A 22426-nucleotide genomic window follows, 5' to 3' on the forward strand; every position below is an offset into this window, starting at 1 on the left:
TCGATGACCGCCTCCCGCCCCGCCGGCGTGCCCTGGCTAACCCCCTATCTGACGGTGCGCGACGCGCGCGCGTCGACGGCGTTTTTCTCGGCGGCGTTCGGTTTCGAAGTGCGCGACAGCGTGCAGGACGACGGCGCCGTGATGCACGTCGAGATGACCTACCAGGGCCAGTTGATCGTGATGTTCGCGCCCGAAGGCGCGTTCGGCTCGACCGCGCGCACGCCGAAGAGCGCGGGCGCGATCGCGCCGCAATCGTTTTACGTCTATGTCGAGGACGTCGACGCCGTGTATGCGCGCGCGCTCGCCGCTGGCGCGAAATCGCTGAGCGAGCCGCAGGATCAGTTCTGGGGCGATCGCTTCGCGCAGGTCGAGGATATCGACGGCTACCGCTGGGCGCTCGCGCGCCATCTTTCCTGAGTTCATTGAATCTTTCGTCGATGCCCCGTTTTTTTGTTGCCGCACCGCTTTATCCCGACGACGTCGTCGCACTGCCCGACGACGTCGTTCGTCACGTGCTCGTGCTGCGCTTGCAGCCGGGCGATTCGATCGCACTTTTCAACGGCGAAGGCGGTGAGTACGACGCCGAACTCGTCGAGGTCGAGCGTCGCTCGGCGCGCGTGCGGCTGCGTCAATTCCGCGACGTCGAGGTCGAGCCGCCGTATCGGCTGACGCTCGCGCAAGGCATCGCCGGCGGCGACAAGATGGACTGGCTGATCGAGAAGGCGGTCGAGCTCGGCGCGTCGGGCTTCGTGCCGCTCGCGACCGCGCGCAGCGTCGTGCGCCTGAGCGGCGAGCGCGCGCAGCGGCGCCAGCAGCACTGGCAAGGCGTGGTGCGGGCGTCGTGCGAGCAGTGCGGGCGCAATCGGCTGCCGGACGTGCAGCCCGTGCAGGACATCGACAGTTGGCTCGACGCGTTGCCGCGCGAACCCGAGGCCGGCGAACTGCGCCTGCTGCTGTCGCCGCGCGCGAGCATCAGCTTCACGGCGTTGCCCGACGCGCCGCCAGAAGGCCGCGTCACGCTGCTGATCGGCCCCGAAGGCGGCCTTTCCGGCGACGAAGAAGCCGCGGCCGTCGAGCGCGGCTTTACCGCCGTGGGCCTCGGGCCTCGCGTGCTGCGGACCGAAACCGCGGGAATCGCGGTGCTGGCGGCACTCGCGGCGCGTTGGGGCGGCTGGTAAATCGGCGCTCATCCGCTGTAGTAACCGTTTGCCTCGCTGGGCGCCGGATCGCTCGATACGGCCAGCGTTGCCACACAAGCGCGTGTTCAAAAGCAAAAGGCCCGCCGATTGGCGGGCCTTTTGCTTTCTTTTGCCGCGAATTACCAGGCGGTTCGCTTCCGGATACACCGCAAATACAAGCGGCAGTGCGCAAACAGGCTAAATTAGCCCGCCCACTCACACAAACGAATAGAACACCCGGAACGCGACCTTACGCTCGGCCCAGAACTCGGCCGCCTCGCGGAACACGTCGAGCAGCGTCTCGCGCCCTTCCTTGTCGAATTTCTGCGCGACCGGCAGCTGTTCGAGGACGATCACGAAGCCCGGCTGCGCGCCCGCCTTGTGCACGAGGTCGGTCAGGCAGTCGTAGAGCGCGTCGTAGTTCTTGCCGAAATGCTTCGGAAACAGGAACGATGTCGCGATCGTCTCCAGTACTTCCTGCTTCGAGGCCGCATTCGCGCAGTACGCGTACAGAAAATGCTGACCCAGCTGGTTGGCTTCGTCGGCGAGATCCTGCACGCGAAACGCGCGGATCGATTGCACGATGTTCGGTCGCACGCTCCTGAAAAGGCTCATGGGCTCCTCGTTCGATGAAACCACCGTGCCAGCCTCGCTTTGCGTGTCGCGGCCCTGCTCGTCGGCACGCATCTTCATGACGCGTTGGAACAAATTGCCGTCGCCGGCCGCGAAAAGATCCGTCGCGACTCCGGAATCGTGCGCGTAGATGTTGTCGCTCATGCCGTTCATCCCGATGTCATTCAACAATACGATTAAAACTGGTGTAGTGGTCGTCCGAGTAATAGCAGTTGTCGGTTCGCTGTAGCGGACCTCCGCAGACGATGCGGCGCGCCCCGCGATTACGCGCGTGAGGCGTGGGAACGGTGTATTCGTGGTAATAGCCGCGCCGATGGGCCGGCAGCACCCGTTCGTAGTTACCGAATACGACGCCGTCTTTCTGATACGGGTAAGGCCCGCCGGCGGCTATCAGGTTCAACGTATCGACCGCCTCGCGCGGCAATTGCGCGAGCGCGACGGTGCCTGTCTGCGCACTCACCCCAGCTGGTGCCGAGTAGCCGCGTGCCAACGCATCCGGCACGGAACTCGACAGCGCGCAGAGCGTTGCGGCACCGATCAGCACGCCTTTTATCTGCAACCAGTTGCGTGCCATGTATCAGGTTTCCCCGCTGTCAGATCACGAGTTTGACGACCATGAAAGTCGTAAGGGTATCGCTAATCCCCTTTGGAATCAACGTTCGACGGCCACACGGGCGACCTGTCGCAGCGGCAAAAGCCGCTCACCGGGGCTTTGACGACTTTTGACAAATTGTTTATCTTGATCAGGCTAAACTTAGCTCGATCGTGAACGAACAGTGACCGCCGGCAGTACGAAAGGCTATCGGCCAAGGTGTTCGGTTACGGTTGTTAGAGCCTGGAACCACTCAGCCGAAAGGCTGAGCTATGCCATTTTTCGGGGTGGCGATCCCCAGCTTGCCCTGAGGCGTGCCCATTGCGGGCACGTCTTTTTTTTCAGGGCGCGCCGGTCGGGCGACCGGCGCGGGCCTTTGCAGGCGGGTACTGCAGTCAGTTACCTACGACTGACGGGCTATCAGCGGGCTGCGCTGACGTCCGCCACCAGTAGTGCCGTCATGTTGACGATACGACGCACCGTCGCCGACGGCGTCAGCACATGCACCGGCTGGGCCGCGCCGAGCAGCATCGGGCCAATCGCGATGTTGTTGCCGGCCGCCGTCTTCAGCAGGTTGTACGAGATGTTGGCCGCGTCGATGTTCGGCAGCACCAGCAGATTCGCGTCGCCTTCCAGCGTCGAATCGGGCAGCACTTCGCGGCGCAGGTTCGCGTCGAGTGCGACATCGCCGTGCATCTCGCCGTCAACTTGCAGCTCCGGCGCACGTTCGCGCAGGATTTCGAGCGTATCGCGCATCTTCTGCGCGGTCGGCGCATTGCTCGAACCGAAGTTCGAATGCGACACCAGCGCGACCTTCGGCTCGATGCCGAAGCGGCGCACTTCCTCGGCCGCCATGATCGTGATTTCGGCCAGCTGTTCCGGCGTCGGATCGACGTTCACGTGCGTGTCGACGAGGAAAATCTGCCGGTTCGGCAGCACCAGCGCGTTCATCGCCGCGTACACGTTGCAGCCTTCGCGCTTGCCGATCACCTGGTCGATGAAGTGCAGATGGCGGTGCGTCGTGCTGACCGTGCCGCAGATCATGCCGTCGGCCTCGCCCTTCTTCACCATCATCGCGCCGATCAGCGTCGTGCGGCGGCGCATCTCGATCTTGGCCATCTGCGGCGTGATGCCCTTACGCGACATCATCTTCGAGTATTCCTGCCAGAAGTCGCGGTAACGTTCGTCATGATCCGTGTTGACGACCGTGTAGTCCTGACCCGCGACGAGCCGCAGACCATAACGCGCGATGCGCTGCTCGATCACTGCCGGACGACCGATCAGGATCGGTTTCGCGAGCTTTTCGTCGATGATGATCTGCATTGCGCGCAGTACGCGCTCTTCTTCGCCTTCCGCGAACACGATGCGCTTCTTCTCCGGCTCGACGCCACGCGCCAGCTGGAAGATCGGCTTCATCGTCGTGCCGCTGTGGTAGACGAACTGCTGCAGATGCTGGCAGTACGCGTCCATGTCCTCGATCGGACGCTCGGCGACGCCCGAGTCTATCGCGGCCTTCGCCACCGCCGGCGCGACCTTGACGATCAGACGCGGGTCGAACGGCTTCGGAATCAGGTACTCAGGGCCGAACGACAGATCCTGGATGCCATACGCGGTCGCGACGATGTCGCTCTGCTCCTGGCGCGCCAGCTCGGCAATCGCGTTGACCGCCGCGATTTCCATTTCCCGCGTCACCGTCGTCGCGCCGGCGTCGAGCGCGCCGCGGAACAGGAACGGGAACACCAGCACGTTGTTCACCTGGTTCGGATAGTCGGTGCGGCCCGTGCACAGCACGGCGTCCGGACGCACTTCGAGCGCGAGTTCCGGCAGGATTTCCGGGGTCGGGTTCGCGAGTGCCAGGATCAGCGGCTTCTCGGCCATCTGCTTGACCATGTCCTGCTTGAGCACGCCGCCGGCCGACAGGCCGAGGAACACGTCCGCGCCGCCGATTGCTTCGGCGAGCGTGCGGGCGTCGGTTTCGCGTGCGAAACGCTCCTTGTCCGGGTCCATCAGTTCGACGCGGCCCTTGTAGACCACGCCGGCGAGGTCGGTAACGATGATGTTTTCGATCGGCAGGCCGAGATCGACCAGCAGGTCCAGACAGGCCAGCGCCGCGGCGCCCGCGCCGGAGGCGACGAGCTTCACTTCCTTGATGTCCTTGCCGACCACCTTCAGACCGTTGGTGACCGCGGCCGCGACGACGATCGCGGTGCCGTGCTGGTCGTCGTGGAAGACCGGAATCTTCATGCGCTTGCGGCATTCACGCTCGACGATGAAGCAGTCCGGCGCCTTGATGTCTTCGAGGTTGATGCCGCCGAAGGTCGGTTCGAGCGCGGCGATCACTTCGACCAGCTTATGCGGGTCGGATTCGTTCAGCTCGATGTCGAACACGTCGATGCCGGCGAACTTCTTGAACAGCACCGCCTTGCCTTCCATCACCGGCTTCGACGCGAGCGGCCCGATGTTGCCGAGACCCAGCACCGCGGTGCCGTTCGTGACGACGCCGACGAGGTTGCTGCGCGCGGTGAAGCGCGCGGCGTTCTTCGGGTTCTCGACGATCTCTTCGCACGCGAACGCAACGCCCGGCGAGTACGCCAGCGCGAGGTCGCGCTGGTTGATCATCTGCTTGGTCGGGGTGATCGCCAGCTTCCCGGGGGTCGGGAACTCGTGATAATCGAGGGCGGCTTCGCGGAGTTTGCTATTGACGGGATTCGACATAAGGCAGGCTTCGGTGCAGATTAGAATAGATGTTCGACGGCATTGTAGCCCCAATTGCCTACGCAATTCCTTCAATACGGGTACAACAGCCGCGACTGAAACAGCGTGAACGGCGATGCCAGCTGCATTGCGCGGGCAGGCCCGGAGAGACGGATCACCTTCGACGCGCGCAGGTCGCGCGTTCGTTGCGGCGGTTTGAGGAAACCGGCCATGTCCGCGTCACGCGTCGCGTCTGCGCTAAACATATCGCCCGAAACGCTCACCAAAAACCGCAATCAGCTCTCGTTTTTCACGGTAATTCGCCCATCCTCCGCCATCATGCTTTCCGAGTTTTCGCTGATCGACCGTTTCTTCGCCCGCCGCGCCGCGTTGGCGCGACCGCCCCATGCCCATCGCGACACGCTCGGCATCGGCGACGATTGCGCGCTGCTTGCGCCCCGTAGCGGCGAGATGCTGGCCATTTCGACGGACATGCTGGTCGAAGGCCGCCATTTCTTCGCCGATGTCGATCCCGAGGCACTTGGCCACAAGGCGTTGACGGTCAATCTGTCGGACCTCGCGGCGATGGGTGCACAGCCGCAAGCGTTCACGCTAGCCTTTTCGCTGCCGAAAGCCGATGAAGCGTGGCTTTCCGCGTTTAGCGACGGCCTCTTCGCACTGGCCGAGCGCCACGGCTGCGAACTGATCGGCGGCGATACGACAGGCGGCCCGCTAAACCTGTGCATCACCGTGTTCGGCAGCGTGCCGCCGCAAGCCGCACTGCGCCGCGATGCCGCGCGGCCCGGCGACGACATCTGGATCTCCGGCACGCTCGGCGACGCGCGCGCCGGCCTCGGCGTACAGCGCGGCGAATGGAACGCCGCCGAGCCGGGCGACGCCGCGGCCTTCCGTCACGCGCTCGAACGCCCGGAGCCGCGCATCGCGCTCGGCCTCGCGCTGCGCGGGATCGCGCATGCGGCGCTCGATCTGTCGGACGGACTCGCGGGTGATCTGCTGCACATCCTCGAACGCTCGGCCGTGCGCGCGAGCGTCGACGTCGATGCGGTACCGCGCTCGGCCGCGCTGCGCCGTCTCGCGCCCGCGATCCAGCAGCGCTGCACGCTCGCGGGCGGCGACGACTACGAACTGTGCTTCACCGCGCCCGCCGCCGCCCGCGCTGCGGTCGAAGCCGCCGCGCAGAAGGCCGCCGTGCCGGTCACCCGCATCGGTACAATAAGCGCACTCGAGGCGGCCACCGACCGCCCGGCCATCGCGTGGCGCAATGCCGCCGGCGCGCCGCTCACTCTGACGTTGCAAGGCTTCGACCACTTCCATGCAGAATGACCCCTCGCTCGGCCCCGCCGACGATCTGATCGGCGGCCAGCCGACCGGCCCACGCGAGCGGAAGCCCCAGCAGCCGCGCCGCGCCACTGCGCGCTTCATGCTGTCGCATCCGTGGCACATCCTGTCGCTCGGCTTCGGCAGCGGACTGTCGCCGATCGCGCCGGGCACCTTCGGCACGCTGTTCGCGTGGGCGTCGTTCGTCGTGCTGAACCGCTATCTGACCGTGCTCGAATGGGGCGCGCTGATCGTCGTCGGCTTTGTCGGCGGGATTGCGCTGTGCGGCTTTACCGCGAAGCGGCTTGCTGTCGAGGACCCGTCGGCGGTCGTGTGGGACGAGATCGTCGCGTTCTGGCTGGTGCTGCTGATGGTCACGCCCGCCACGCTCACCGGTCAGCTATGGGCCTTCATCGTGTTCCGCTTCTTCGACATGGTGAAGCCGCCACCGATCGGCTATTTCGACCGTCGTCTGAAAGGTGGTTTTGGCATCATGTTCGATGACCTGATCGCCGCCTTCTTTACGCTGCTCGTGATCGCGCTGTGGCGGATGTCGGTCTGATGCCCGCATAGTCGCCAGTTAATCGCGTGTTAGCTGGCGATCAGACGTCGTTCCCGTACTGTTAGCCCATTTTCACTACCAGCCATCGCCATTCGCCGCGCCTCACGGCCGGCTTCGTTTTCCGGACTGATTGACGCCATGCCTACCGATTCCGTCGTTCATCAGCTTGCGATCCGCGTGAGCAACCGTCTGCGCGACGAGCGCCTGATGCTCGTGACCGCCGAATCCTGCACGGGCGGCATGGTCGCGACAGCGATTACCGACATTTCCGGCAGCAGCGGCTGGTTCGAGCGCGGCTTCGTCACGTACTCGAACCAGGCGAAAAGCGAAATGATCGGCGTGCCGGCCGATTTGATCGAGAAGCACGGTGCGGTCAGCGAACCGGTTGCGCGCGCGATGGCCGAAGGCGCGCTGCGCAATAGCCGCGCGCAGGTGTCGCTGTCGATCACCGGCGTCGCCGGCCCCGGCGGCGGCACCGAGACCAAGCCGGTCGGCATGGTGTCGTTCGGCTGGAGCAACCGGCTGCATACGTCGGTGGAAACGAAGATTTTCAAGGGCGATCGCGAGCAGATTCGCGTGCAGGCCGCCGCGCATGCGTTGCGCGGCGTGCTCGCGCTGCTCGACGAGCGCGAGCATTGAGCGCGGCCGCCGCACGCGCGGAACAACGGCGCAGCGGCGCGGCAACGGCGACGGGCTGGCCGGCAATTTTGAACAGGTGGACTTATGTCTGATTCGCGTGCGACCGCGGACGAACTGATCCGCCGCTTCGATCTGAAGCCGCATCCTGAAGGCGGATTTTTCGCGGAGACCTATCGCTCGAGCGCACGCGTGCTGCGCGACGGTGATGCGGCCATGCCCGACAACCGGCGTTCGGCGTCGACCGCGATCTACTACCTGCTATGCGACGGCGCGCATTCGGCGTGGCATCGGATTCGCTCCGACGAGGTCTGGCATTTCTATGCGGGCGCGCCGCTGCTGGTCCACGTGCTCGACGACGCGAGCGGCGCGCTGGTCACGCATCGGCTCGGCAATCCGCTCACCGATCCCGGCAGCGTGTATCAGGCGGTCGTGCCGGCGGGCTTGTGGTTCGCGGCGGAATGCGAAGACTCCGTCACGTTCGCGCTGGTCGGCTGCACGGTTGCGCCGGGGTTTGAATTCAGCGAGTTCGAACTCGCGGATATCGAGGCGCTGAAAGCGCGATATCCAATGCACGCGGAGCTGATTGGACGGCTTGCGCCAGCGGCCTGGCGGTCGGCGCAAGCCGCCCGCCATCTCAACGAAACGCGTTGATCCGATCGCGCGTGTCCTTCGCGGCCTGTGCGGCCGCCTGCGCGAAATCGTCGCCCTTGCCCGCGTAGATGATCGCGCGCGACGAATTGATCAGCATGCCGGTGCCGTTCGCGGTCCGGCCCGCGTTCACGGTCGCCTGCACGTCGCCGCCTTGTGCGCCGATGCCCGGAATCAGCAGCGGCATATCGCCGACGATCCCACGCACCACTTCGATCTCCTTCGGGAACGTCGCGCCAACCACGAGCCCAAGCTGGCCGCTCGCGTTCCACTTGTCGGCCGCCAGTTGCGCGACGACCTGATACAGCGGCCGACCGCCCGTCTCCAGAAACTGCAGGTCCGATCCGCCCGCGTTCGACGTGCGGCACAGCACGATCACGCCCTTGCCTTGATGCGCCAGATACGGCTCGATCGAATCGAAACCCATGTACGGATTGACCGTCACCGCGTCGGCCTGGTAGCGCTCGAACGCCTCGCGCGCGTACTGCTCGGCGGTGCTGCCGATGTCGCCGCGCTTCGCGTCGAGGATCACCGGCAGGCCCGGATGGTTCGCGTGAATGTGCGCGATCAGCTGCTCGAGCTGGTCTTCCGCGCGATGCGCGGCGAAGTACGCGATCTGCGGCTTGAACGACGACGCGTACGGCGCGGTTGCATCGACGATCGTGCGGCAGAACTCGAAGATCGCATCGGCGCGGCCGGCGAGCGCGCCGGGGAATTTGCTGGGCTCGGGATCGAGGCCAACGCACAGCAGCGAGTTGGTGCGCTGCCAGGCGTCGTTGAGTGTCTGGATGAAATTGGACATGGTGAGTCTCGCGGCGAGCCGGTAATCGGAAGAGGCGCGTATTTTACCTGCGTCCGGCGCGCCTTCCGATCGCATCGGGCGGGGCAAGGCGGGACAAAACATCCCCTGTCGGCCGAGGCGACAGCACGGCCCACCCGCCGCAACCACCTGCGTGTGCCAGGACGCGTGTCGCCAGCGCCCCAGTCCCACCGCAACCATGCGCCCGCGACAGCCGTCACGGCGCCGAAATCACACCGCCGCGACCGCCCCCCCTACTGCCGACGCCGCGCCCCACGCGCCCCCGGCATCGACCGCAAACCTGTGCGCTCGACGGTGAAGCGGAACGTGCGCGTCAGCCGCTCGCCGCGCTTGAGCAGCGTCATGCCGTTTTCGCTCGCACCGCCCGCCAGATTCATCGCGTTGATCGGATGATCGACCGGCTCGAAGCAGAAGAAGTCTTCGCCGGGCGGCGTGTACAGCACGTAGTAATCGGTATCCGCCGAGATGTTCAGCGACAACCGCCGCTTCGGCCACACCACCGCCGCCTGCCCGCTCCAGCCGGTGAACGCGTGATTGACGATCGTCTCCGGCAGCGGATACGCGACGCCGAACTGCCACGCGGGCGGCGCCGGCACGTGGCGCACCGGCAGCCAGTCGTCGCCGGACAGCCACAGGCCGCCCGCCGCCGCCGACAGCTCGGTATCCGCGTCGCGTACGAAGAACGGATGCACGCCGAGCCCGAACGGCAGCGTCTCGCGGCCGGCGTTTTCGATTTCGAGCGCGACGACGAGCGTCGGGCCGTCGAGCGTATAGGTTTGCGTCGCGCGGAACGCGTACGGCTTGCCGTCGCGGCGATCGAGCGTCAGCCGCACGTGCTCGCGGCCGGTCTCGGCCACCTGCCATTGCGCGAGCCAGCCGTCGCCGTGAATCGGCAGCGGCTCGTCGGCGCGGTTGCGCGGCACCTCGACGCGCCGCCCGGCGACGCTGAAATGCCCGCCGCCGATCCGGTTCGAATACGGCAACAGCGGGTAGCAGGCGAGCTGGTTCGGCTGCGTGTCGGCAGCGATGTGACGGCAGCGCCGGAAGATCGGCGTCAGCGCGCCGTCGTTGCGCCAGTCGAAGCGGGTCACGCCGCCGCCGAGCGTCGGCGCGACGTCGAGACGCAGTTGCGCGTTGGCGAGCGTGATGCACGCGATATCGCCGGCGCTGCCCTCGCCGAGCGCCACCGCCGACGTGCTCGGGCCGGGCAATACCGGATTGGCCGCCGCGGCAAGTCGCGAGCGTCGGGTCTGGGCGTTCTGGGACGAGGCTGAAACGAGATTCGCAACAGTCATATCTGGCTCCATCGAGAGGCTTGGGACGTTGCCGTCAGGGCTGACGGATAGTGCGGGCGACTTTCTGACGGAGTCGCCTCTGGTCCGAACTGCATGCTGCCGATTCGTTGCCGGCCGGCCGCGGGTCACTTGAAGGATCGCGTACCGGAACTGCCACATCGACTTCTGCTTCACCTGCACGATTGCGAGCCCCGGCGCGCGGCCGGAGCTGCGTCATTCTGCGCTAGATGGGCGCGCCTTGAAACAGCGGCTCGGGCATGCCGCGCCGCGCGAGCGTCGCGACGAAGATGCCGCCCGCGAGCGTGTCGGCCGCGCGGTCCACCGCATCGAGCTCGGCGTACGCGCTCGTGATGTACAGCGTGTCGAGCTGCGGGCTACCCGCCGCGAGCCCGCTCGGCGGACCGCCGAACGCGACGCAGCTCGGCTGCGAGGTCGGCACGTCGATGCGCTCGGTTTCCACGCCGTCGGCGCCGTAGCGCACCACCCGCGCGCCGCCCCACTGCGCGTTCCACAGACCGCCGTCGGCGTCGACGGTCGAGCCGTCGGGAATGCCGGTCGCATCGGTCAGGCGCGTGAACACGCGGTCGTTCGCGATACCGCCGTCCGCGCGATAGTCGCACGCGCGAATTTCACGCGACGGCGAATCGCAGTAATACAGCGTCGCGCCGTCGGGGCTGAAAGCGATACTGTTCGAAATCGCCGGCGCCGGCAACGGCAAGCGTTCGAGCGACAGATCGTGATTCAGCCGATAAAAACCGGCGACCTTTTGCAACTGGCCGCTTTCGTCCTTGGTGCCGAACACGAAGCGCCCCTGACGATCGCAGCGCCCGTCGTTCACGCGCGTATTCATACCGGGCTCGACGTCGACGATCCGCTGCGTTTTACCGGTGTCGAAATCGAAGAACGCGAAATGCGACGCGAGGCCGACCAGCAGATAGCGCGGATTCGCGCACAGCGCGAAGGTCGCGAGCCGCTCGGGCATCTCGAACGAATCGCTGCGGCCGTCGGCCGGATCGTAGCGCCACAGTCGCTCGCCCTCGATGTCGGTCCAGTAGAAGCGACCGCTCTTCGCGCACCAGGTCGCGCCTTCGCCAAGCTCGCACTTCGCGTCGAGCAAGAGCGTCGCCGCCTGCACGCGTGCGCCGCCACTCACGCCCAGCCTCCATCGACGACGATGTCCTGCGCGGTGATCATGCGGCTGTCGTCAGCGGCGAGGAAGAGCGCCATCCGCGCGAGGTCTTCCGGCATTAGTTCCGCGTCGATGCACTGGCCTTCCTTGATCTGGCGACGGCCGTTGTCATCGAGCCACAGACGCTTCTGCTTTTCCGTCATCACCCAGCCCGGCACCAACGTATTGACGCGGATGTCGAAGTGGCCGAGGTCGCGCGCGAGACCGCGCGTGAGCCCCTGCACCGCCGACTTCGACATCACGTACACCGGATAGCCGCCGTTCTTCAGCATCCAGCTGATCGAGCCGAGGTTGATGATCGAGCCGCTACGCGCAGCCTTCATGTCTTCCATCACCGCCTGGGCCGCGAAGAACTGGTGGCGGATGTTGACCGCGATGCCCGCATCGAACGATTCGCGCGTCACGTCGCCAATCTGGTGACGCTTGTCGTTCGCCGCGTTGTTGACGAGCACCTGGATCGGGCCGAGCGCCGCCTTCACGTCGGCGATCGCTTTTTGCAGCGCGTCGACGTCGGCCAGATCGCAGGCGAGAAAGAGCGGCTTGTGCTTCGAATCGCCGAACTGGTCGGCGAGCGCTTCACCGGCGCTCGCGTCGATATCGAAGAACGCGACGCGCGCGCCCTGCGCCGCGAAGTGCTCGACGAACGATGCGCCGATGCCGGTCGCGCCGCCCGTGATCAGCACCGTGCGGTCGACGAGGCTCGGATAGCGCGCGTACGCGGTGTCCGCGAGGCGGGCGTTTGCATTGGCCGGAGACGACATCGTTCGATTCCTTTATAGGCTTGATGAGCTTGGGATGAGGTGGCAGCGAATCAGTCGCGCGAACCGCGATTTTTCAGTTGGTCGAGCAACACGGCCGCGAGCAGGATCGCGCCGCGCACGAGGTACTGGTAGAACGCGTCGATGTTCAGCAGGTTCATCACGTTCTCGACCGTGCCCATGATCAGCACGCCGATCACCACGCCGGAGATCGTCGCGCGTCCGCCGAGCAGCGACACGCCGCCGAGCACGCACGCGGAGATCACGTTCAGCTCGAAGCCTTCGGCGGCATTCGGCTGACCCGACGTGATACGCGACGCGAGAATCACGCCGGCCAGCGCGGTGACGGCGCCCTGGATCAGGAAGATCCACACCCGCGTGCGTTCCACATTGATACCGGCAAGCCGCGACGCTTCCGGATTGCCGCCGATCGCGAGCGTGTTACGGCCGTACACGGTCTGGTTCAGCATCACGCCGAAGACGATGAAGCAGAGCAGCGTGACCCAGATCGGCAGCGACACGCCGAACATCGTCAGTCCGCCCAACGCGATGAACGTATCCGACGACACGCCGACCGCCTGCCCATGCGACACGATAAAGCCGAGGCCGCGCACGATTTCCATCGTCGCGAGCGTGGTGATCAGCGCGTTGATGCGCAGATACGCGATCACCGCGCCGTTGACGAAGCCGATCACCGCGCCGGCCGCGACCGCCGCGACGATCGCGATGAAGGTGTTGCCGGTCGCGTTGAGCACCATCGCGCACAGCACGCCGGCAAACGCGACGGTCGAGCCGACCGACAGATCGAAGTCGCGCGACGCGAGACAGAACATCATCGTGCACGCGACCATGCCGATCTGCGAGATCGACAGCGCGAGGCCGAGCATGTTCTCGATCGAGAAGAAATGGTCGACGGTCAGCGACATCGTGACGAACATCACGACGAAGATCACGATCAGGCTGTACTCGGTGATCTGCTGCCACCATTTGGCCTTGTCGCTGGTCTGCGGAATCAGCGCGTCGGCCGCGCTCTTGGCGGCCTGCTGCGCGAGGTTTTCTCTGGCTTGCATGTTCAATACTCCTCCCCGTTCCCCACGGGTTGCGGACTTGCGTCCGGATAAGGTTCAGGCCGCGTGCGAGCCGCTCTGGTTGGCGGCGTTCGCCGGTTCGGGCAACGCGGTCGAGCTTTGCGGCAGCGCGAGACTCAGCACCGCCTGCTCGTTCGCGTCCTTGCGCGCGAGCTCGCCGGAAATGCGGCCCTGGCGCATCACGACGATGCGGTCGGACACGCCGAGCACTTCCGGCAGTTCCGACGAAATCATCACGATCGCGCAGCCGCGTTCGGCAAGCTGATAGATCACGTTGTAGATCTCGTGCTTCGCGCCGACGTCGATGCCGCGCGTCGGTTCGTCGAGAATCACGACCTTCAGATCGGGCTCGGCGAGCCAGCGCGACAGGATCGCCTTCTGCTGGTTGCCGCCCGACAGGAAGCGAATCTTCTGGCGGCGGCTCGGCGTCTTGATCTTCAGCAGCTTGATGAAACGGTCGGCGGTTTCCGCTTCCTTCTTGCGGTCGAGGAACATGCCCGCGCGCAGATAGTGACGCCGGCAACTGATGTTGATGTTCTCCGCGACCGTCGCCATCGCGACGATGCCCTCTTCCTTGCGATCTTCCGGGCACAGCACGATGCCGTGTTTAATCGCTTCGCCCGCGCTGCGCACCTTGATCGGCTGGCCGTCGAGCACGAGTTCGCCGCCCTTTCTGTGCTCGGCGCCGTACACCAGATGCATGAGTTCGCTGCGGCCCGCGCCGACCAGCCCGAAGAAGCCGACGATCTCGCCGCGCCGCACCTCGAAGCTCGCCGGCTGCGCGAGCGGATGACCTTCGATCGCCTTCGCCGCGAAGCGCACCTCGCCGAGCGGCCGCGCCGAATAACTGTAGATATCCGAAATTTCCCGCCCGACCATCTCGCTGACAATCGTATCGCGCGACACCCCTTCGAGCGTCGGATGCGAGGCGACCTTGCGGCCGTCGCGGAAGATCGTGCACGCGTCGCACAGCTCGTAGATCTCGTCCATGCGGTGCGAGATGTAGATCATCGCGCGGTTGTCGGCGCGCAGATCGCGCACCAGCTTGAACAGCACCTCGGTCTCGCGATGCGACAGCGAACTGGTCGGTTCGTCGAGCGCGATCACGCGCGCGTTGCGCAGCAGCGCCTTGCAGATTTCGACCATCTGCCGCTGCGCGATCGACAGCTTGCGCAGCTTCGCGTTCGGGTCGAGCGCGACGCCCATCGCTTCGAGCCGCTCGCGCACGAAGCGTTTCGCCTCGCGCTTGTTGACCCAGCCGAGCGCATTGGGCAGTTGGCCGAGCAGCAGATTCTCCGCGACCGTGAGGTCGGGCACGTACTGCAGTTCCTGGTGAATCACCGCGATGCCGGCACCGATCGACGCGGCCGCGCTCGCAAAGCGCACCTCGTTGCCGTCGATCATCATGCGGCCCGAATCCGGCTGATATTCGCCGCCGAGAATTTTCAGCAGCGTCGATTTTCCCGCACCGTTCTCGCCCATCAGGCCGTGTACCTGGCCGACGTTGACGTCGAACGACACACCGTCGAGCGCACGCACGCCTGGAAAGACTTTGCCGATATTGTCAAAACGTAGCGTCGCTGACACGTCGCCTCCTCTCACGACCGGAGCCCGCGGGTGAGCGCGTCGTCCAGTCTCATGCAATTTCTTGCTGCCTCGTAGGGGCCGCGCCTCGCGCGCGCAGTCCCTGTCTCTACCGCAGTTCTACTGCTGGTCTTCTATGTGCCGTCGCCGGCGCGTCGCGAACTCCACGCGCCGGCGGCGTACGTCAGCTCACCGCGAGCTCACGCGCTTACTTCGACGCGAGGCCCATCTTCTCGCGCACTTCGCCGACGTTGTCGCGCGTGGCCAGCATGCCGCTCGTCAGCGTGAGCTTCGGCGGTTCCTTGCCTTGCGTGATCCATGCGTACATCAGTTCCGAGGTTTCCTCGCCGTGACGCTTCGGGCTGATGATCACGGTGCCGTAGAAACCCGTCGGCTGCGGCTTCTTGAACTCGTTCAACGCCGAGTCCGATCCGCCGATACCGATGCCGATCATGTTGTCGGCCTTGAAGCCACGACCTTCCGCCGCGCGCACCGCGCCGAGCACGCCTTCGTCGTTCAGCGCGTAAGCGACCCAGTGCTTGTACTGCGGGTTCTTGGTCAGCGCGATGTTGGCCGCGTTGAACGCGTTTTCGGTGTCGGTCTTCGCCTGCGGCGCAGCGATGATGTTCGCCTTCGGGAAGCCCGCGGCGACGAGCGCGTCGGTCGCGCCGGTGGTGCGGTCATGCGCGGTCGGCAGCTGCTCGTAGGTCACGTCGATCGCGCCGACGTCCTTCATGTCCCAGCCGCGCTTCTTGATTTCGGCCGCGATGCCGTCGCCGACCTGCTTGCCGATGTTGTACGCCGAGATGCCCATATGCGGGACCGACTCGATCGGCTTGCCCGCGCCGTCGACGAGGCGATCGTCGACCGTCATCATCTTCAGGCCGTCGGCCTTCGCCTTCGCGACGATGCCCGGCCCGAGCTTGACGTCGGGCGTGCAGATCACGAAGCCCTGCGCCTTCTGCGCGGCGAGGTTGTCGATTGCGCTCATCACCTTCTCGCCCGACGGCGCGCCGATCTTCACGAGCGTGAAGCCCTTCTCCTTGGCGGCCATTTCGGCGAACTTCCATTCGTCCTGGAACCAGGGCTCTTCCGGCTGCTTGACGAGGAAGCCGATCTTGACCGAATCGGCTGCCTGCACGACCGGCGCGTTGAACAGCACGCCCGTCGCCGCGGCTGCCAGCGTGAGGAAAATTCTGCGTTTCATGATGCAAGTCTCCTGACTAATTGATAACGAGAAGGTATCGGCCGCGTCTTCTTATACCGGTCTGACACACGCGGCCAGCGCGTCGTCCGGTGTTCTGTGCGCACCTGTGCTGGCGCTTTTTTTCAGGCGGCGCGAGCGCTTGCGCCGCCACTTAAATTCAGTCGTGATACAGCGCCGAGCGCCCACCATCGACGGTGATACAGCTCGCGTTGATGAACGGCGCCTCGTCCGATGCGAGGAACACCGCGGTCATCGCCACCTCCTCCGGGCGGCCGATGCGCTTCATCGGCTGCAGCGCGAGCGTCGCCTGTTGCGCGGCGGCCGGGTCGGGCTGCTCGTTCCACCAGTCGTGCGTCAACTGCGTCTCGATGTAGCCCGGCGCGATCGCGTTCACGCGCACGTTGCGCGGCGCGTACTCGATGCCGAGCGCGCGCGTGAGGCCGATCACGCCGTGCTTCGCGACCGGGTACGGAAAGCAGCCCGGAATGATCTTGAACGCGTGCGTCGACGCGATGTTCACGATGCTGCCCGCGCCGCGCTCGACCATCCCCGGCAGCACCGCGCGACAGCCGTTCCACACGCCGTCGAGATCGACCGCGAAGCAGCGCCGCCAGTCGGCGTCGGTCATCGTCAGCGGATCGCAGAACACGTTGATGCCCGCGTTGTTGACGAGCACGTCGAGCGCGCCGAATGCGCGTTCGCCCTCGCTCACCGCGTGTTGCACCGACGCGGCCTGGGTCACGTCGGTTTGCACCGCGAGCACGCGCGCGCCACCTTGTGCCGCGAGTTGCGATTCGATCTGCGCGGCGGTACGGCGCGCCGCGTCGACGTCGAGTTCCGCCAGCACCACCGCCGCGCCTTCGCGTGCGAACGCGAGCGCGATCGCCGCGCCGATGCCGCGCCCGGCGCCAGTGACAAGAGCGGCCTTGCCGGCGAGCCGGTTCATTTCTTCGCGCCCGCGCGGGCAATCCGCAGACCGTTGATGAACGCCTTCGCATGCGAGGCGGTCACGGCCGCGCTCTGCCCCGGCTTGTACAGCGCCGAGCCGAGCCCGAAACCGTTCGCGCCGGCCGACAGGAACGGCCCCATGTTGTCCGGATTGATGCCGCCGACCGGCACCAGCGGCACCTGCGCCGCGATCACCGCGCGCCACGCTTTCACGACCTGGCAGCCGAGCTGCTCGGCGGGGAACATCTTCAGCACGTCCGCGCCGTTCTTCAGCGCGACGAACGCTTCGGTCGGCGTCGCGACGCCGGGCGCGCACGCGAGGCCCCGCTGCTTCGCCGCGATCACGACGTCCGGGTCGCTATGCGGCATCACCACCAGCTCGCCGCCCGCCGACTTCACGTCGTCGATGAAGGTCGGATGCAGCACCGTGCCCGCGCCGACGATCGCATCCGCCGGCAGCACCTTGCGGATCGCCGCGATGCTGTCGAACGGCTGCGGCGAATTGAGCGGCACCTCGACGATGCGAAAGCCGGCTTCGTAGAGCGCCTGACCGTGATCGGCCGCATCGGCGGGCGTCACGCCGCGCAGGATCGCGATCAGCGGACAGGTTTCGAACGCGGCGATCAGCCCCGCGTGCGGCATGTACGGTGCGGGCAGATTGATGTGAGGTTGCATGTCGGTTCCTTGGTTCGTGTGCGTCGTAGGCGTCGTGTGCGTCGCAGGCTTCGCGGGGCGTTCGGTAAGGGCCGCGTGCGGGTTAGCCGGCGCGTGCCGCGTGAGCGGGCGGCGCGACGAGTCCCGCTTCGACCGCGACGCGCCACAGGCCGCGCTCGGTCGCGTGTTTGACCGGCTCCGCGCGCAGACAGCCGAATTGCGCGAGCGCGAGACGGTAGCGCTCGCACAGCGCGTCGTTACCGATCAACTGCAGACTCTGCTGCGCGAGCGAGCTGCCCTGCTGCGCGAGCACCGCTTCGAGACCGGCCAGTTCGTGACCGATCAATAGTCCCGACAGATAGTCGGACTGCGCTTCGCCCGACAGCTGTCCGGTCAGGCCGAGCGTGCGCGTGCTGAACACGGTCGCGAGCATGCCTGCGTGGCCCCTTTCGCGCGCGATATTCACGCCGCGCAGAAATGCTTCGGTATCCGGACGATCGGGCGTGACCATCGTGCGGCCGAGGATCGTGTGCTCGCGCAGCGCGGCGAACACCTCGCCCGTCATGAAGGTATGAAAACGCTCGATGCGCCCCGCCTGCACAACCGCCCATTTCGCGTGCGTGCCGGGCAGGCCGATCAGCGAACGGCTGCCGTCGTCGGGCACGTTGGCGCTGTTCGTGGCGTGGGCGGTGCCGTTGCCGCGAGCACTGCCGGCACCATTCGCGCCGCTCGCACCAGTCGCGCCATTCAGATCCCGCGCCCCCGCGCCGAGCGCGCCGAAAATCTGCGTCTCCTCGCCGCGCATCACGTTGGGCAGCTCGCCGCGTTGCAGCACCCCCGGCACGATATGCAGCGTTGCGCCGCAAGCGGCCTGCACGCGCACGATGCCGGCCACGAGCGCGTCGGCGTTGGCGGGCGTATCGACGTACGGCGCCTCGCGCCAACCCTGCGCGCTGCCGACCATCCCCGCGGCGATCACCGGCACGTCGCGCGCCTGCTCGAGCCATGCGCCGCAGGCGTCGTCGAAGGCCGCGTCGAAGCCGCCTTCGGCCGCGCTCTTCGGCAGATTCATGATGCCCGCCGTCGATGCGCGCATCGCCAGCACCTGGCCGTGCGCGTCGAACAGATACGCGCGCAACGAGGTCGTGCCCCAGTCGAGCGCGATCAGCGCGGCGCGCGAAAAATCGATGCCGGCCGGCGCGGCGTTAGCGGCATTAGAGGTCGTGACGGCGGCGTTGGCCGCGTCCGTGTTCAGGCCCGCTTCGGTAGCGGCGGCCGCTGCGTGATTCGCCGGCGTGGCGGTGCCCGCTTGTTTCATCGTTTGATCCTGCGGGCAGCCGGTTGCGGAGCGCGCCAACCGAGTTCCTCCGAGATCGCGCGCGCCTCGCGCTGCACGACCGCGATCAGTTCGTCCATCCGTTCGAGCGGCATGTACGGAATCGTGCTGGCGACCGACAGCGCCGCGACGATCGCGCCCGACGCGTCGCGCACCGGCGCCGCGACGCAGCGGATCGCCGCTTCGTTCTCTTCCAGATCGAAGGTGTAGCCGCCGGCCGCGTAGTTCGTCATGCGCTGCATGAAGGTCGGCGCGTCGGGACGGTTGTCGGGCGTGAAGCTGACGCCCGCAAGCGCGCGCCGCGACGCGTCGAACAGCGACTGCCACGCGTCCGGCGCGAGGTCGAGCATCATCGCCTTGCCGATGCCGGTCGACGCGAGCGGCATCCGGTGACCGACGCGCGAGCGCATTTCGAGGCCGCGCGTGCCGGGGATCTTGTCGATGTACAGCACGTCGTCGCCGTCGCGCACGCCGAGGTGGATCGTGTCGAGCGTCTGCTCGGCGAGCGACTCCAGATGCGGGCGCGCCACCGCGGTCAGCGGCATCTGTTCGAGCGCGATGGTGCCGAGTTCGATCAGCTTCGGCCCGAGCAGATAGCCGCCCTGCACCTGGCGCAGATAGCGCGCCTGCACGAGGCTGCTGACGAGGCGATGCGTGGTGCTGCGGGTCGTGCCGAGCGCGGCGCCGAAACTGCGCAGATCGCGCACGCCGGCGGCGGCCGCTTCGAGAATCGCGAGGCCGCGCAGCAGCGTCTGCGTGCCGGCCTGCTGCGGCGTGATATCGCGCAGCGTGACCGGCAACCCAAGTCCTTCGACGCCCGGCGCGCGCGTGACCGGACGCGATGCCCGCGCGGTCGCGGTCGCGCTGGCGGCGGCACTGGTGGGGACGGCGCTCGTCGCGGATGTCGGTGCGGCATTCGGCACAACGTTCGGCATCTGGGCAGTCTCGGCCGCGCTGACGGCGTGAGTAGGCATCGCTTTGTTCATGGCGATTCGCTTTCGGATGGATTTTTGCGCTTAGCGCGCGGGGCCGGAGAGGAACTCGGAACTGCGTTCGGCAGGACTGCTTGCGATACCGCGCTCGCGCGGCTGTCTATGACTGCCAGACATGATGGGCCTCGTCTCCGGTTTTTTATGTCGCGATTCGCGTGGTCGGCAGGCTGCGCCTGCATGACACGCGCTGCGTGTTGGCTTGGATTGTAGGGCGACTTTTTTAAATCACCAATATGTGAATGTTGAGTCCATATAGTGAGATTTTAGTTGCCGATCAGGGGGTTAGCGGCAAGGCGGCGGGGAGCATTGGATGCTGCTGCGACGTGGGCGGAAATGAGGAAGGCCCGCATTTGCGGGCCTTCGTTTCCTGCGGTCTCAATGCTTCGGACCTGACGGGGCATGCTCATCCTGTCTATACGCGGCACGGCGAAAGTATCGCCATAACTTCATGATCGCCCGATACACCACAATGGCGACGATCAATTCGATAACCGCCATGGCCGGAATGTAGACATCATCCGGATCACGGACACCGAGCCAGCGGGATATCTTCCATAAGATGTGTTGCTGGCCTGCCGGCATCGGATCGGGATACGTGTGGACATAGCGAATGGAAAGAAGCAACAGGCCGATAAACAGCGCTAGCCTGGATAACCTACGGGCAAGTGTTGCCATACGTGATGACCTCGATGGTTCCGTACGCCCGAAGGTTCGAACCAACTACCGGGATGGTAGTGGTATGTAGAAAGCTTTCCCGGATTGTCGAGAAATCGCGATGACTCGCCAGAGTAATGCAGCCGAGCGAGACACCACGTCCGCTTGCGGGATGCAAACGGAACTGCCCGCGCTGCACGCCATTCACCCATGTGACATCGTCAACCCTGCCATCGTCCCGATACAGCGCGAACCATTCATTGTGGTGAGATGGTCTGCCGTTGAAGGCATTCCAGACGTCTTTTGCACCTGCGATAGCTTTGGAACGGATGCCGCCCCGTAGGGCGATCTACGATCCAGTATTTGCCCGCGGGAAGTGGACCATCGTCTGGAACCGCAGTGCAACCTCCCCGGTTGCGATACTCGTCACTACCCGAATACGCGTTAAATGTCCCGATTCCATAAATAGTCAACGGCGACAACGGCTCGTTATTCACGAGAAATTTGCCGAAGTACGGCATCGCTATTTCACCTCCTGTTGCGAGCGCTGAAAGATCGCGACGCGCTCGCCGACCTCGCCATCACACGCACCGAGTAGCGCGGTTACGATTTCGCGGCACATCGCAAATGTCATTACGTTCCTGTCGAATGAGTCATAAGTGAACGAGAGCCTTCACGGTATGGCAAACCGCACGCACGGTGCAATCAGCGGACTCCTAAAGCCAGGGCACCAAGGGAAAGATCCGACCGATGGCATCGCGCCGACCAGCACGGCATGCGCCGACGCAAAAAAGCCCGCACGCGGCGGGCTTCATGCTCGTGAAAACTGCGGAAAAAGCGAGGCTTCAGGCGGTTGAACGCTAGCGGTGCAACCGCGCTCAGTCGGGCAACTCAGCCGCGCCCATGCGACGCGCGATCACCCGCGCGCGTTGCGCGAGATACGCCGAATTCCGGTGTTCGTCGAAATATTTGGGGCGCGGCAGCATCACCGCGAGGCGCGCCGCCTGCGCGGCGGACAGCTTGCTCGCCGAGGTCTTGTAGTAGTACTGCGCGGCCGCCTCGGCGCCGTACACGCCGTTGCCCCATTCGACCGAGTTCAGATAGATCTCGAAGATGCGCTGCTTGTCCATCAGCGTTTCGAGCATCCACGTGATGATCAGCTCCTGACCCTTGCGGATGTAGCTTTTCTCGCGCGACAGGAACAGATTGCGCGCGAGCTGCTGGGTGATCGTCGAGCCGCCGCGCACGATCTTGCCCTTCGACTTGTTGCGCTCCCACGCCTGCAGGATCGCGTCGGTTTCGTAGCCGTTGTTGTTGACGAAGTTGGCGTCTTCGGACGCGATGATCGCGCGCTTCAGATTGTGCGAAATCTGGTCATACGGCACCCACGCGCGCTGCACCGACAGATCCGGCCGATCCTGCGCGAGCGTCCACGCGTCCGAGCGCATGAACGCGGTCGAGCGCGGATTGACGACGTTCCAGATCGCGATCTGCGCGAAGTAGTACGCCTGAGTCGCGAGCCACGCGATCATCAGCACCGCGATCAGCCACGCGAGCCAGCGCAGCGGGCTCGTGTGGCCGCGCGAAGCGCTGGCGTGCCGCGTCGCCGTCATCGTG

General features: G+C 65.6%; 22 protein-coding genes and 1 pseudogene. 6 read left to right on the top strand and 17 right to left on the bottom strand.

The genetic code is table 11. The features are described 5' to 3' along the window. Nucleotides 1–3 precede the first annotated feature (3 nt). On the top strand, nucleotides 4–417 hold the full coding sequence (locus HHL14_RS22860; protein WP_169499880.1) for a VOC family protein: 414 nt from the start codon (nucleotides 4–6) through the stop codon (nucleotides 415–417). 20 nt (nucleotides 418–437) lie between these two features. Then, complete coding sequence (locus HHL14_RS22865; RefSeq protein WP_169499881.1) at nucleotides 438–1178, top strand: 16S rRNA (uracil(1498)-N(3))-methyltransferase; 741 nt, start codon at nucleotides 438–440, stop codon at nucleotides 1176–1178. Nucleotides 1179–1394: 216 nt separating this feature from the next. Here the strand turns inward: HHL14_RS22865 and HHL14_RS22870 are convergent, their stop codons facing one another. The 3 genes from HHL14_RS22870 to HHL14_RS22880 all read right to left on the bottom strand — a co-directional run bounded on the left by HHL14_RS22870 (nucleotide 1395) and on the right by HHL14_RS22880 (nucleotide 5118). Then, nucleotides 1395–1955, bottom strand: coding sequence for a barstar family protein (locus HHL14_RS22870; RefSeq protein ID WP_169499882.1), 561 nt, complete (start codon nucleotides 1953–1955; stop codon nucleotides 1395–1397). Nucleotides 1956–1971: 16 nt separating this feature from the next. Next, complete coding sequence (locus HHL14_RS22875) at nucleotides 1972–2385, bottom strand: ribonuclease (protein ID WP_169499883.1); 414 nt, start codon at nucleotides 2383–2385, stop codon at nucleotides 1972–1974. A 438-nt stretch (nucleotides 2386–2823) separates the two neighbouring features. After that, nucleotides 2824–5118 (bottom strand): NADP-dependent malic enzyme, encoded by a 2295-nt coding sequence (locus tag HHL14_RS22880; protein ID WP_169499884.1) that lies wholly within the window; start codon nucleotides 5116–5118, stop codon nucleotides 2824–2826. A 318-nt stretch (nucleotides 5119–5436) separates the two neighbouring features. On the opposite strand from HHL14_RS22880, the gene thiL reads away from it, so the two are divergent. The 4 genes from thiL to HHL14_RS22900 all read left to right on the top strand — a co-directional run bounded on the left by thiL (nucleotide 5437) and on the right by HHL14_RS22900 (nucleotide 8287). Beyond that, nucleotides 5437–6441 (top strand): thiamine-phosphate kinase, encoded by a 1005-nt coding sequence (gene thiL, locus HHL14_RS22885; RefSeq protein ID WP_169499885.1) that lies wholly within the window; start codon nucleotides 5437–5439, stop codon nucleotides 6439–6441. Continuing rightward, complete coding sequence (locus tag HHL14_RS22890) at nucleotides 6431–6997, top strand: phosphatidylglycerophosphatase A family protein (protein WP_206002466.1); 567 nt, start codon at nucleotides 6431–6433, stop codon at nucleotides 6995–6997. Before thiL ends, HHL14_RS22890 begins: the two co-directional genes overlap by 11 nt. 138 nt (nucleotides 6998–7135) lie before the next feature. Then, on the top strand, nucleotides 7136–7636 hold the full coding sequence (locus HHL14_RS22895; protein ID WP_085487820.1) for a CinA family protein: 501 nt from the start codon (nucleotides 7136–7138) through the stop codon (nucleotides 7634–7636). Between the two features lie 84 nt (nucleotides 7637–7720). Beyond that, a complete protein-coding gene (locus tag HHL14_RS22900) occupies nucleotides 7721–8287 on the top strand; it encodes a cupin domain-containing protein (RefSeq protein WP_169499886.1) in 567 nt (188 codons plus the stop codon). Here HHL14_RS22900 and pyrF read toward each other — a convergent pair. From pyrF to mtgA, 14 genes and pseudogenes are all read right to left on the bottom strand, one after another. After that, on the bottom strand, nucleotides 8271–9086 hold the full coding sequence (pyrF, locus tag HHL14_RS22905) for an orotidine-5'-phosphate decarboxylase (protein WP_169499887.1): 816 nt from the start codon (nucleotides 9084–9086) through the stop codon (nucleotides 8271–8273). The genes HHL14_RS22900 and pyrF overlap by 17 nt on opposite strands. Nucleotides 9087–9337: 251 nt before the next feature. Next, a complete protein-coding gene (locus HHL14_RS22910; RefSeq protein ID WP_169499888.1) occupies nucleotides 9338–10399 on the bottom strand; it encodes an aldose 1-epimerase in 1062 nt (353 codons plus the stop codon). A gap of 223 nt (nucleotides 10400–10622) precedes the next feature. Further along, nucleotides 10623–11552 carry an SMP-30/gluconolactonase/LRE family protein gene (locus tag HHL14_RS22915; protein WP_169499889.1) on the bottom strand — a complete coding sequence of 310 codons (930 nt, stop codon included), beginning with the start codon at nucleotides 11550–11552 and terminating at the stop codon, nucleotides 10623–10625. Continuing rightward, nucleotides 11549–12349 carry an SDR family NAD(P)-dependent oxidoreductase gene (locus tag HHL14_RS22920; protein ID WP_169499890.1) on the bottom strand — a complete coding sequence of 267 codons (801 nt, stop codon included), beginning with the start codon at nucleotides 12347–12349 and terminating at the stop codon, nucleotides 11549–11551. Before HHL14_RS22920 ends, HHL14_RS22915 begins: the two co-directional genes overlap by 4 nt. Before the next feature lie 50 nt (nucleotides 12350–12399). Next, a complete protein-coding gene (gene araH, locus HHL14_RS22925; RefSeq protein ID WP_169499891.1) occupies nucleotides 12400–13416 on the bottom strand; it encodes an L-arabinose ABC transporter permease AraH in 1017 nt (338 codons plus the stop codon). A gap of 54 nt (nucleotides 13417–13470) precedes the next feature. Beyond that, complete coding sequence (gene araG, locus HHL14_RS22930; RefSeq protein WP_169499892.1) at nucleotides 13471–15021, bottom strand: L-arabinose ABC transporter ATP-binding protein AraG; 1551 nt, start codon at nucleotides 15019–15021, stop codon at nucleotides 13471–13473. Between the two features lie 205 nt (nucleotides 15022–15226). Further along, nucleotides 15227–16225 (bottom strand): arabinose ABC transporter substrate-binding protein, encoded by a 999-nt coding sequence (locus tag HHL14_RS22935; RefSeq protein ID WP_169499893.1) that lies wholly within the window; start codon nucleotides 16223–16225, stop codon nucleotides 15227–15229. A gap of 157 nt (nucleotides 16226–16382) precedes the next feature. Then, nucleotides 16383–17171, bottom strand: a complete 789-nt coding sequence (locus HHL14_RS22940) for an SDR family oxidoreductase (RefSeq protein ID WP_169499894.1) — start codon at nucleotides 17169–17171, stop codon at nucleotides 16383–16385. Further along, nucleotides 17168–17848 (bottom strand): 2-dehydro-3-deoxy-6-phosphogalactonate aldolase, encoded by a 681-nt coding sequence (locus HHL14_RS22945; RefSeq protein WP_169499895.1) that lies wholly within the window; start codon nucleotides 17846–17848, stop codon nucleotides 17168–17170. The genes HHL14_RS22940 and HHL14_RS22945 overlap by 4 nt, the downstream gene beginning before the upstream one ends. An 82-nt stretch (nucleotides 17849–17930) precedes the next feature. Then, entirely contained in the window at nucleotides 17931–19145 is a 1215-nt protein-coding gene (locus tag HHL14_RS22950) for a 2-dehydro-3-deoxygalactonokinase (RefSeq protein WP_169499896.1), read from the bottom strand. Further along, the gene (locus HHL14_RS22955; protein WP_169499897.1) at nucleotides 19142–20149 is read right to left on the bottom strand and encodes an IclR family transcriptional regulator; all 1008 of its coding nucleotides are present in this window, start codon (nucleotides 20147–20149) and stop codon (nucleotides 19142–19144) included. The genes HHL14_RS22950 and HHL14_RS22955 overlap by 4 nt, the downstream gene beginning before the upstream one ends. A gap of 381 nt (nucleotides 20150–20530) precedes the next feature. Beyond that, nucleotides 20531–20830, bottom strand: a complete 300-nt coding sequence (locus tag HHL14_RS22960; RefSeq protein WP_169499898.1) for a hypothetical protein — start codon at nucleotides 20828–20830, stop codon at nucleotides 20531–20533. Continuing rightward, nucleotides 20811–21330 (bottom strand): annotated as a pseudogene (locus HHL14_RS22965) (DUF2778 domain-containing protein). The gene HHL14_RS22960 and the pseudogene HHL14_RS22965 overlap by 20 nt, the downstream one beginning before the upstream one ends. Before the next feature lie 357 nt (nucleotides 21331–21687). Further along, entirely contained in the window at nucleotides 21688–22422 is a 735-nt protein-coding gene (mtgA, locus tag HHL14_RS22970) for a monofunctional biosynthetic peptidoglycan transglycosylase (RefSeq protein ID WP_169499899.1), read from the bottom strand. Nucleotides 22423–22426: the final 4 nt, after the last annotated feature.

Source organism: Paraburkholderia antibiotica (assembly GCF_012927125.1).
Lineage (GTDB): Bacteria > Pseudomonadota > Gammaproteobacteria > Burkholderiales > Burkholderiaceae > Paraburkholderia > Paraburkholderia antibiotica.

What these genes read in the sequence shown, in the direction of transcription:
- HHL14_RS22880 (WP_169499884.1), bottom strand. Translation starts at nt 5,118, where the DNA reads ATGTCGAATCCCGTCAATAGCAAACTCCGCGAAGCCGCCCTCGATTAT.
- HHL14_RS22875 (WP_169499883.1), bottom strand. Translation starts at nt 2,385, where the DNA reads ATGGCACGCAACTGGTTGCAGATAAAAGGCGTGCTGATCGGTGCCGCA.
- araH (WP_169499891.1), bottom strand. Translation starts at nt 13,416, where the DNA reads ATGCAAGCCAGAGAAAACCTCGCGCAGCAGGCCGCCAAGAGCGCGGCC.
- HHL14_RS22890 (WP_206002466.1), top strand. Translation starts at nt 6,431, where the DNA reads ATGCAGAATGACCCCTCGCTCGGCCCCGCCGACGATCTGATCGGCGGC.
- HHL14_RS22900 (WP_169499886.1), top strand. Translation starts at nt 7,721, where the DNA reads ATGTCTGATTCGCGTGCGACCGCGGACGAACTGATCCGCCGCTTCGAT.
- HHL14_RS22920 (WP_169499890.1), bottom strand. Translation starts at nt 12,349, where the DNA reads ATGTCGTCTCCGGCCAATGCAAACGCCCGCCTCGCGGACACCGCGTAC.
- mtgA (WP_169499899.1), bottom strand. Translation starts at nt 22,422, where the DNA reads ATGACGGCGACGCGGCACGCCAGCGCTTCGCGCGGCCACACGAGCCCG.
- HHL14_RS22870 (WP_169499882.1), bottom strand. Translation starts at nt 1,955, where the DNA reads ATGAGCGACAACATCTACGCGCACGATTCCGGAGTCGCGACGGATCTT.
- HHL14_RS22935 (WP_169499893.1), bottom strand. Translation starts at nt 16,225, where the DNA reads ATGAAACGCAGAATTTTCCTCACGCTGGCAGCCGCGGCGACGGGCGTG.
- HHL14_RS22960 (WP_169499898.1), bottom strand. Translation starts at nt 20,830, where the DNA reads ATGGCAACACTTGCCCGTAGGTTATCCAGGCTAGCGCTGTTTATCGGC.
- HHL14_RS22865 (WP_169499881.1), top strand. Translation starts at nt 438, where the DNA reads ATGCCCCGTTTTTTTGTTGCCGCACCGCTTTATCCCGACGACGTCGTC.
- HHL14_RS22940 (WP_169499894.1), bottom strand. Translation starts at nt 17,171, where the DNA reads ATGAACCGGCTCGCCGGCAAGGCCGCTCTTGTCACTGGCGCCGGGCGC.
- pyrF (WP_169499887.1), bottom strand. Translation starts at nt 9,086, where the DNA reads ATGTCCAATTTCATCCAGACACTCAACGACGCCTGGCAGCGCACCAAC.
- thiL (WP_169499885.1), top strand. Translation starts at nt 5,437, where the DNA reads ATGCTTTCCGAGTTTTCGCTGATCGACCGTTTCTTCGCCCGCCGCGCC.
- HHL14_RS22945 (WP_169499895.1), bottom strand. Translation starts at nt 17,848, where the DNA reads ATGCAACCTCACATCAATCTGCCCGCACCGTACATGCCGCACGCGGGG.
- HHL14_RS22955 (WP_169499897.1), bottom strand. Translation starts at nt 20,149, where the DNA reads ATGAACAAAGCGATGCCTACTCACGCCGTCAGCGCGGCCGAGACTGCC.
- HHL14_RS22895 (WP_085487820.1), top strand. Translation starts at nt 7,136, where the DNA reads ATGCCTACCGATTCCGTCGTTCATCAGCTTGCGATCCGCGTGAGCAAC.
- HHL14_RS22910 (WP_169499888.1), bottom strand. Translation starts at nt 10,399, where the DNA reads ATGACTGTTGCGAATCTCGTTTCAGCCTCGTCCCAGAACGCCCAGACC.
- HHL14_RS22950 (WP_169499896.1), bottom strand. Translation starts at nt 19,145, where the DNA reads ATGAAACAAGCGGGCACCGCCACGCCGGCGAATCACGCAGCGGCCGCC.
- HHL14_RS22860 (WP_169499880.1), top strand. Translation starts at nt 4, where the DNA reads ATGACCGCCTCCCGCCCCGCCGGCGTGCCCTGGCTAACCCCCTATCTG.